7 protein-coding genes and 1 pseudogene are annotated in these 7,537 nt (G+C 61.5%); 6 read left to right on the top strand and 2 right to left on the bottom strand.

The window, feature by feature from the left end; translation table 11 throughout:
- Positions 1-4: 4 nt before the first annotated feature.
- From QZ409_RS10675 to QZ409_RS21715, 6 genes are all read left to right on the top strand, one after another.
- On the top strand, positions 5-1,609 hold the full coding sequence (locus tag QZ409_RS10675; protein WP_296710540.1) for a YidE/YbjL duplication: 1,605 nt from the start codon (positions 5-7) through the stop codon (positions 1,607-1,609).
- A gap of 63 nt (positions 1,610-1,672) precedes the next feature.
- On the top strand, positions 1,673-2,641 hold the full coding sequence (locus QZ409_RS10680) for a phosphate acetyltransferase (RefSeq protein WP_296710542.1): 969 nt from the start codon (positions 1,673-1,675) through the stop codon (positions 2,639-2,641).
- A 5-nt stretch (positions 2,642-2,646) separates the two neighbouring features.
- The gene (locus QZ409_RS10685) at positions 2,647-3,864 is read left to right on the top strand and encodes an acetate/propionate family kinase (RefSeq protein ID WP_296710547.1); all 1,218 of its coding nucleotides are present in this window, start codon (positions 2,647-2,649) and stop codon (positions 3,862-3,864) included.
- A 156-nt stretch (positions 3,865-4,020) separates the two neighbouring features.
- Positions 4,021-4,494, top strand: a complete 474-nt coding sequence (locus QZ409_RS10690) for a hypothetical protein (RefSeq protein ID WP_296710550.1) — start codon at positions 4,021-4,023, stop codon at positions 4,492-4,494.
- A gap of 72 nt (positions 4,495-4,566) precedes the next feature.
- Positions 4,567-5,400 (top strand): methylmalonyl-CoA decarboxylase, encoded by an 834-nt coding sequence (gene scpB / locus QZ409_RS10695; protein ID WP_296710554.1) that lies wholly within the window; start codon positions 4,567-4,569, stop codon positions 5,398-5,400.
- A 24-nt stretch (positions 5,401-5,424) separates the two neighbouring features.
- Positions 5,425-5,931, top strand: coding sequence for a potassium channel family protein (locus QZ409_RS21715; protein ID WP_342394836.1), 507 nt, complete (start codon positions 5,425-5,427; stop codon positions 5,929-5,931).
- A gap of 42 nt (positions 5,932-5,973) precedes the next feature.
- Here QZ409_RS21715 and QZ409_RS10705 read toward each other — a convergent pair whose 3' ends face one another.
- The gene (locus tag QZ409_RS10705) at positions 5,974-6,915 is read right to left on the bottom strand and encodes a formate/nitrite transporter family protein (protein ID WP_296710557.1); all 942 of its coding nucleotides are present in this window, start codon (positions 6,913-6,915) and stop codon (positions 5,974-5,976) included.
- A 327-nt stretch (positions 6,916-7,242) separates the two neighbouring features.
- Positions 7,243-7,537, bottom strand: a pseudogene (locus QZ409_RS10710) (hypothetical protein); the annotation flags it as partial.

A 7,537-nucleotide genomic window follows, 5' to 3' on the forward strand; every position in this document is an offset into this window, starting at 1 on the left:
CCCCATGTTAGACGCTGCTCGCGAAATCATCGGGAGCCAACCGATTCTTGCGGCGTTTCTCGCCATCGGTCTCGGCTATCTCGTTGGCCAAATCAATATTTTCGGATTTTCGCTCGGGGTTGGCGGCGTTCTGTTCGTCGGCCTAGCGATCGGCGCTTTTGCGCCCAAGGCCCAGATCATCGGTCCGATCGGCCTGACCGGCCTGATCATGTTTCTTTACGGGATTGGCATCCTCTACGGGCGGCAGTTCTTCGAGGGCATGGCGGGGCCGGCTGGCCGGCGATATAATCTACTGGCGCTCATCGCGGTTGCGGCGGGTCTCGTGGTGGCGCTCGGATTGGGCCACGCTTTCGGCATCAAGCTCGGCCACACGCTCGGCATATTTGCCGGATCGATGACGAGCACCGCCACCCTGCAGGCGGCATTGGACGTCATGCAGAACAAGGAGCCCTCGATCGGCTATTCGATCGCCTATCCGTTCGGCGTGATCGGTCCCATCCTGTGCATCTATTTCATGACCCAGAAGGTCAAGCCGAAATTTCCGGACAAGACGCCGCACTTCCACATGGCGGAAATTTCGCTCGGCGAGCAGTTCCCGAAACAAAGGTTCGACGAACTCAACGCGAAACTGCCGCAAGGCCTTCAGGTCACCATGATCCGCAAGTCGGGAGAAAATCTTCTTCCCACCGACGAAATCATGCTCGCGCCTGGAGACGGCTTGTTCGTCATCGCCGAAAGCAAAGCCACGATTTCGCAAGAAGCCGAACGGCTCGGGAAGGTGGAGCAGGGCCGGCTTCTCAAGGATCGCTCCGACCTCGATTATATCAGGGTCTTCGTGGGCAAGGCCAATGTGGTTGGCGTGCCGCTCGAAAAACTTGTGCTGCCGCCGGGGTTCCCGCACGAAATTCTGCATGTTCGTCGATATGACGCCGACATGGTGCCGGCGCCAGATCTGGAGCTCGAATTCGGAGATCGGGTCGGCGTGCTGACGTCGCCGGATCACAAGGAAGATATCAGGCGGTTTTTCGGCGACTCCGTGAAGGCGGCCGCCGAGTTCAGCTATGTCTCGCTCGGGATCGGCATGGTCCTCGGCGTCCTGCTTGGACTGATCCCGATTCCGATTCCAGGCGTCGGAGTTGTTACGCTGGGAATCGGCGGCGGACCGCTGATCGTCGCGCTCATCCTTGGCAAGCTGCGTCGCACCGGGCCGATGCTCTGGACCATGCCGCTGCCTGCCAATATCGTTCTCAGGAATTTTGGACTCGCGATTTTCCTCGCGGCGGTCGGAGTCAACGCGGGGCAGCCCTTCGTGAAGACCCTTTCGGAAGCGGGACTGTCGATGCTTTTCATCGGCGCCGCCGTCCTGCTGACGACCGTGCTGATTGTCCTGCTGGTGGGTCACTTCGTGATGAAAATCCCATTCGACGATCTGGTTGGCGTCGCGTCGGGCGCGACCGGGAACCCCGCCATTCTGGTTTATTCCACGCGCATGGCGCCGACCGAACGTCCGGATATCGGCTACGCGATGATTTTCCCTTCGATGACGATCGCGAAGGTCATCGCCGTGCAGGTCGTCGGCCTGCTTTTGAGCACGGGAGCAGGCGGGTGATGAACTAAAGCTCGAGCCAGGCATTACAGCAGAATTAGAACATTCGAACGGGGTTTGATTGTCATGACATTGCCCGAAGCTGACAAACCGGTTCATATGCGCCACGAGAAATACGAGCGGCTGATCGCACGGGCGCAGGAGGCGCCATCGGCGACGACGATCGTCGCCCACCCCTGCGACGAGACCTCGCTCAGGGGCGCCGTCGAAGCCGTCGAAGCCGGAATCATCGTCCCGGTCCTGGTTGGACCCAAGGCGAAAATCGAGAAAGTCGCGCGCGAAGCGGGCCTCGATATTTCCCATTACACTCTCGTCGACGCGCCGCACAGCGAGGCGTCGGCGGCGCAGGCCGTCGCGCTCATTCGCGAAGGCAAGGGCGAACTCCTGATGAAGGGCAGCCTGCATACCGACGAACTGATGCGCGCCGTCACGTCCGGAACGACCGGCCTGCGCACCGCGCGCCGGATCAGCCATGTTTTCATCATGGACGTCCCGACCTATCCCGACGCGCTGTTCATTACCGATGCGGCGATCAATATTTTTCCCGATCTCAAGGTCAAGCGCGACATCGTCCAGAACGCGATCGACCTGTTCGTCGGACTCGGAATGGGCGTCCCGCGGGTCGCCATACTTTCCGCTGTCGAGACCGTCACGCCCGATATTCCGTCCACGATCGAGGCTGCGGCTTTGTGCAAGATGGCCGAACGCGGTCAGATCACCGGCGGCGTGCTCGACGGACCGCTGGCTTTCGACAACGCCATCGACCTCGAAGCCGCCCGCATAAAGGGCATCAAATCCGAAGTCGCTGGCCGGGCCCAGATTCTTGTCGTGCCGGATCTCGAAGCGGGAAACATGCTGGCGAAGAACCTCAGTTTCCTCGCCAATGCCGACGCCGCCGGAATCGTGCTGGGCGCCCGCGTCCCGATTATCCTGACCTCGCGCGCCGATTCCGTCCGCACCCGCATGGCGTCCTGCGCCATCGCCTCGCTTTATGCCGACGCGCGCCGCCGCGACTTAGCGCCCCCGGCGGAGTGAGCGCCATGGAAACGATCCTCGTCGTCAATGCGGGTTCATCGAGCCTCAAATTTCAGGTCTTTGCGATCAGTGGATCGCAAGATCTCGATTGTCTGGTCAGAGGGCAGATCGATGGCGTCGGAATGAGGCCCCGATTGCGTGCGGCGGCTGGCGACGGGGCGGCGCTGATCGACAAGGCCTTTGAATCGAACGAAATACCGGACCTCGAGGCGGCAATTTTTGAAGCCGGGGCGTGGTTGCGCGAGACGCAGAAGGTTGATCTGGTCGCTGTCGGCCATCGCGTAGTCCACGGCGGGCCTGATTTCGTCAACCCGGTTCGCGTCGATCGCGACATTATTGCGCGGCTCCGTCGTTATATTTCCCTCGCGCCTCTCCACCAACCGCACAATCTGGCGCCGATGCGCGCGCTTCTGGAGCGTCGCCCCGGGCTGCCGCAGGTCGCCTGTTTCGACACCTCGTTTCATCGCGGTCACGGCGCATTGGCGGACCATTACGCGCTGCCGCTGCGCTTTTACGAGGAAGGCGTGAGGCGTTACGGCTTTCATGGGCTGTCCTACGAATATGTCGCCGAACGCCTGCGTCAGATCGCGCCGGCAGTCGCGAACGGCCGCGTCATCGTTGCCCATCTCGGCAGCGGAGCTTCAATGTGCGCAATCGCGGGCGGCCGAAGCGTGGAAAGCACTCTGGGATTCACGGCGCTCGACGGCTTGCCGATGGGAACGCGGCCCGGGCAGATCGACCCCGGCGTGGTGCTTTACCTCATCATGGAAAAGGGCATGAGCCCCGGCGCGGTGCAGGACATGTTGTACCGCGAATGCGGTTTGAAGGGGCTTTCGGGCGTCAGCAACGACGTGCGCGAGCTTGAGGCCAGCGCCGATCCGAAAGCGGTTTTCGCACTCGATTATTTCGCTTATCGCGTCGGCCTCAACGCAGGGATGCTGGCGGCGGCCATGGGCGGGTTGGATGGTTTCGTCTTCACGGCGGGAATCGGCGAGAATTCTCCGACCATGCGCGCACGGATTGTCCAGAGGCTCGCCTGGCTCGGCATAACGCTTGACGCCGAGGCCAATCGCGAACGCCGAACCGTCATTTCCGCATCCGAAAGTCGCGTCCCCGTCTATGTCGTGCCGACCAACGAGGAATTGATGATTGCGCGCCACACTCTGGAGACGCTTTCAAAACAAGACGCGTTCTGTTCGACGAAGGAGAAGACCGCAGATTGATTCCAATCGCTGGGCCGTCTGGTTGATGAACCCTTGAATTGCGCCGCGCCGTGGCGCCTTCGCCGCGATTGATAATCCGTGAATGCAAGAGTACGGCGCGCTGCCGGGTGACAAACCGAAAAAAGGGGCAAGACAATGGTTCAAAGAAAAATGCGGATGTTCATTGCGGCAGTCGCGACGTTTTTCATGTTTTCCGACATTGCGGCGGCGATGCCAATCGCTTCCGTGAACGATTCTGGCGGGATTTCGCCGATTTTCGTGCGTGGCGGCCGCGGCGGCGGCGCGCGCGGCGGCGGATTCCATGGTGGCGGAGCGCGCGGCGTTCATGGCGGCGCCTATCGCGGAGGCGGCGCGCGGGCCGGGGTTTATCGCGGTGGTCACAATGTTTATCGCGGGGGACACAATGTATATCGCGGCGGCCGCAATACGGTCGTCGTCGGCGGACGCGGCGCCTGGGGGCGCGGCTATGGCTGGCCAGCCGGCGGAGCGATCGCGGCCGGCGCCGCCGTCGGCGTCCTGACGGCGGGGGCAGCCGCGGCTTACGCCACGACACGGGCGCCGGCCGCCGGATTGTGCTGGTATTACAGAGACGCTTCGCGGCGTTCGGGCTTCTGGGACACCTGCCCTTGAGAACGCCGGTTGCGGCTTCGGCGTCGAGCCGAAGCCGCTTTTGAAAATCCTCGATAGCCAGGATGCGCGGCCATGAACGACGGGAGCAAGGAAGCCACGCCCGCAGCCGACAAGACCGCTGGCGCCGTGGCGTCGGCGTCGCCGATCCAGACCTCATTCCAGGATCATATCGGCGTGATCGCCTTCGACCATTACGCCAAGCGCAACGCGCTGAGCCAGAGGATGATCGCCGCCGTTCTGGACGCCCTCGAAAATTTCAGGTCGCGGCAGGCCCGCGTCGTCATCCTCCGATCGGCGCAAAACGCCAGCGTCTGGTCGGCCGGCTATTCGGTGGACGAATTGCCCAAGGCGGGCAAGGATCCTCTCCCCTATGACGACCCGCTGGAGCAACTCTTGCGCGCGGTGAAGGCGTTTCCGGCTCCTGTTATCGCCATGGTCCACGGCTCCGTCTGGGGCGGTGCCTGTGATCTGGTCATCGCCTGCGACCTCGTTGTCGCCGATGAGACCAGCGCCTTCGCGATCACTCCCGCCAAGATCGGGCTTCCCTATAACATGGTCGGGATCCTCAATTTCATGAGCCAGTTGCCGCTCGCCATCGTGAAGGAAATGTTCTTCACCGCCGACCCGATCGGGGCGGAGCGCGCGGAACGGGTTGGCGTCATCAACCGCCTCGTTCCGGCGGCTGCGCTCGAGGCGGAGACCCTGGCCTTCGCCCGTCATATCGCCACCCGTTCACCGGCGGCAATCGGCGCGTTCAAGGAAGCCATGCGCGCGATCAGCGGCGCGGTTTCCATCAACCCGGACACATATGAATATCTGCAGGGACTACGCCGCGATGTCTATTTTGGTCCCGATTACCGTGAGGGCATCGCAGCCTTTCTGGAAAAACGGCCGCCGAAATTTTGAACGAATTGCTGGCGCCAGCGCCGTTTGAACGATCTCGATGGCGTCAGCGGGGATCGATCAAAATTGTCATTGCGACAGGAAGCCTCTGGTCAGCCCCTCACGCGGCGAAACCATTTCAATGCACAAAGCGAGCTCGTAAAATCGACCGCAATCACAGCGAGCCGACTCGGCAATCTGATGGAGGGCGTGATGCCGCAGACTGAATTGACCAGCGCGCAGATGAGGCGACGCTTTCGATTGGCGCTCTGGGCGGAATTAAAAATATTATGGCCAATCGTGTCCGCCCTCCTCCTTATTCAATTTATACTCGGCATAATCGCTGGCTACATTGAACAGTGGTCGCTAGGGGAATCTCTTTATTTCACATCCATTACGGGACTCACGATTGGTTACGGCGATTTCGCGCCGAAACATTTCATTTCTCGCGTGGGCGCGGTAATTATTGGCATGGTCGGTGTGGTGCTCATGGGGCTTATTGCAGCCATCGCCGTGCGCGCCTTGGACGCTCAAGGGACAGACAGGCGGAGTTGAAGGTCATTGCCAATTCGGTCTGGCGAGACGGCTGGCGCCTTCTCACTTCGCCTGTGGCGGAATGGCGCCGCGGAGATAGATGAACCAATAAACAGCGGCGACCATAACTGAGCCGCCGATCATATTTCCGATGGTGACCGGGAGGAGATTCTCAAACCCTGCGGACGTCCATGTCAGCGAGCCGAAATCGGCCGGAGACTGATTGATGGCCCGCCAGAATGTCTCGGGCGCCCAGTCCTTGATCAGGAGGGCGATCGTCAGGAAATAAACATTCGCAATGCTGTGCTCGAAACCGGCGGCGACGAAGGCCGCAATCGGCGGGACTATGGTGATTATGCGGCCTGCGGTCGTTCGCGCGCTGTAACACATCCAGACGGCGAGGCAGACGAGCGTGTTGCACATGACGCCCAGGGCAAACGCCGGGACCAGGCCGAGTTCGACCTTCGCCTTGGCGATGGACAAGGCCGTCAGGCCGACGCCTCCGCCGCCGAACGTGTATTGCGTCGTGAAGAACATCAGGACTGCCGTAAGTCCCGCGCCAAGAGAGTTTCCGGCAAAGGCGATGAGCCAGTTGGTCAGAAGGTCTTTTGTTTTCACACGCCCGCTCGCCCAGGCGATGACGATGAGGTTGTTGCCAGTGAAAAGCTCGGCACCCCCAACGACAACTAGGATCAGACCGACGGAAAATACAACACCGGTCACAAGTCGCATTATTCCGTAAGGCAAGCTCGCCGTGAACTTCGCGCCATCGGGGCCGATCGTTCCAACGATATTCCCGGAGCTGACGGTAGTAGCGAAGATGGCGCCGAAAGAGATGAAGGCGCCGGCGAGAACCGCCAGGACTAGGAGGGAGACCGGATCCACCGCGCATTTGCGCGCGCCTGTTTCCTCCGCGCGCTTCGCCATCGCCGCTGGCAGAAGAGAATCGAAGGCGCCGAAACGGGCGGGCGTCCCAACCGAATTATCGGGAGATTGATCCAACATTTCGAGAGATCCTCGAGAAAATCCTCGTCAGATCGCCGCGCCCGGCGCCGCGGTCGCGCCAACCATCCGAGCTTTGAGCCTGATCCCGATTTCGGACCGGCTGGCCGCCACCGGAAGTCTTCGCCTCGCCCCGAACTTCCGGCTGGCTGACGAGCGAATTCTGCGCCGCGACGCCGATGCCGGCGTCGGGTCGAACCTCAGCAAGGCTTTACAGCCAGCTTCCGCCTTTTCGCGGGCCTCCGCAAGGCCCAGCCTGGGCCAATGGCGCGACGTTCGACTTTTCGCCGCCGGGCAAAATGAAACTTCAACGCTATCTGTTTCGGCGCGTCATACATCGCGTCCTCCCAGCGCTTTGGTCTTGCTTGCTCTCGGACCCAGCAATTGCTCGACCGCCGCGAGCCGGCGCTGGCCTTCTTCGGGCGGCGCGCCGCGCGCGTCCATCATGAGATGCAGCGCATCCAACGCCTTGACCGCCTCCGGACTTCCGGCAGGCGCGAGTTTGGGCAAGGCGGCGATCGCCCGCTCGGGATCGAGCGCGACGAGTTGCAACTGCTCCCTGAAAATGTCCTTGAAGCGCTGATTGTCGATCCGGTCGCCCGCCTTGTGCGATTCGCGGATGATC

It is taken from the genome of Rhodoblastus sp. (genome assembly GCF_019449565.1).
Classification (GTDB): domain Bacteria; phylum Pseudomonadota; class Alphaproteobacteria; order Rhizobiales; family Beijerinckiaceae; genus Rhodoblastus.

Excerpts from the sequence above, each read along its gene's own strand:
- QZ409_RS10675 (WP_296710540.1), top strand. The coding sequence starts at position 5 with ATGTTAGACGCTGCTCGCGAAATCATCGGGAGCCAACCGATTCTTGCG.
- QZ409_RS10680 (WP_296710542.1), top strand. The coding sequence starts at position 1,673 with ATGACATTGCCCGAAGCTGACAAACCGGTTCATATGCGCCACGAGAAA.
- QZ409_RS10685 (WP_296710547.1), top strand. The coding sequence starts at position 2,647 with ATGGAAACGATCCTCGTCGTCAATGCGGGTTCATCGAGCCTCAAATTT.
- QZ409_RS10690 (WP_296710550.1), top strand. The coding sequence starts at position 4,021 with ATGTTCATTGCGGCAGTCGCGACGTTTTTCATGTTTTCCGACATTGCG.
- scpB (WP_296710554.1), top strand. The coding sequence starts at position 4,567 with ATGAACGACGGGAGCAAGGAAGCCACGCCCGCAGCCGACAAGACCGCT.
- QZ409_RS10705 (WP_296710557.1), bottom strand. The coding sequence starts at position 6,915 with ATGTTGGATCAATCTCCCGATAATTCGGTTGGGACGCCCGCCCGTTTC.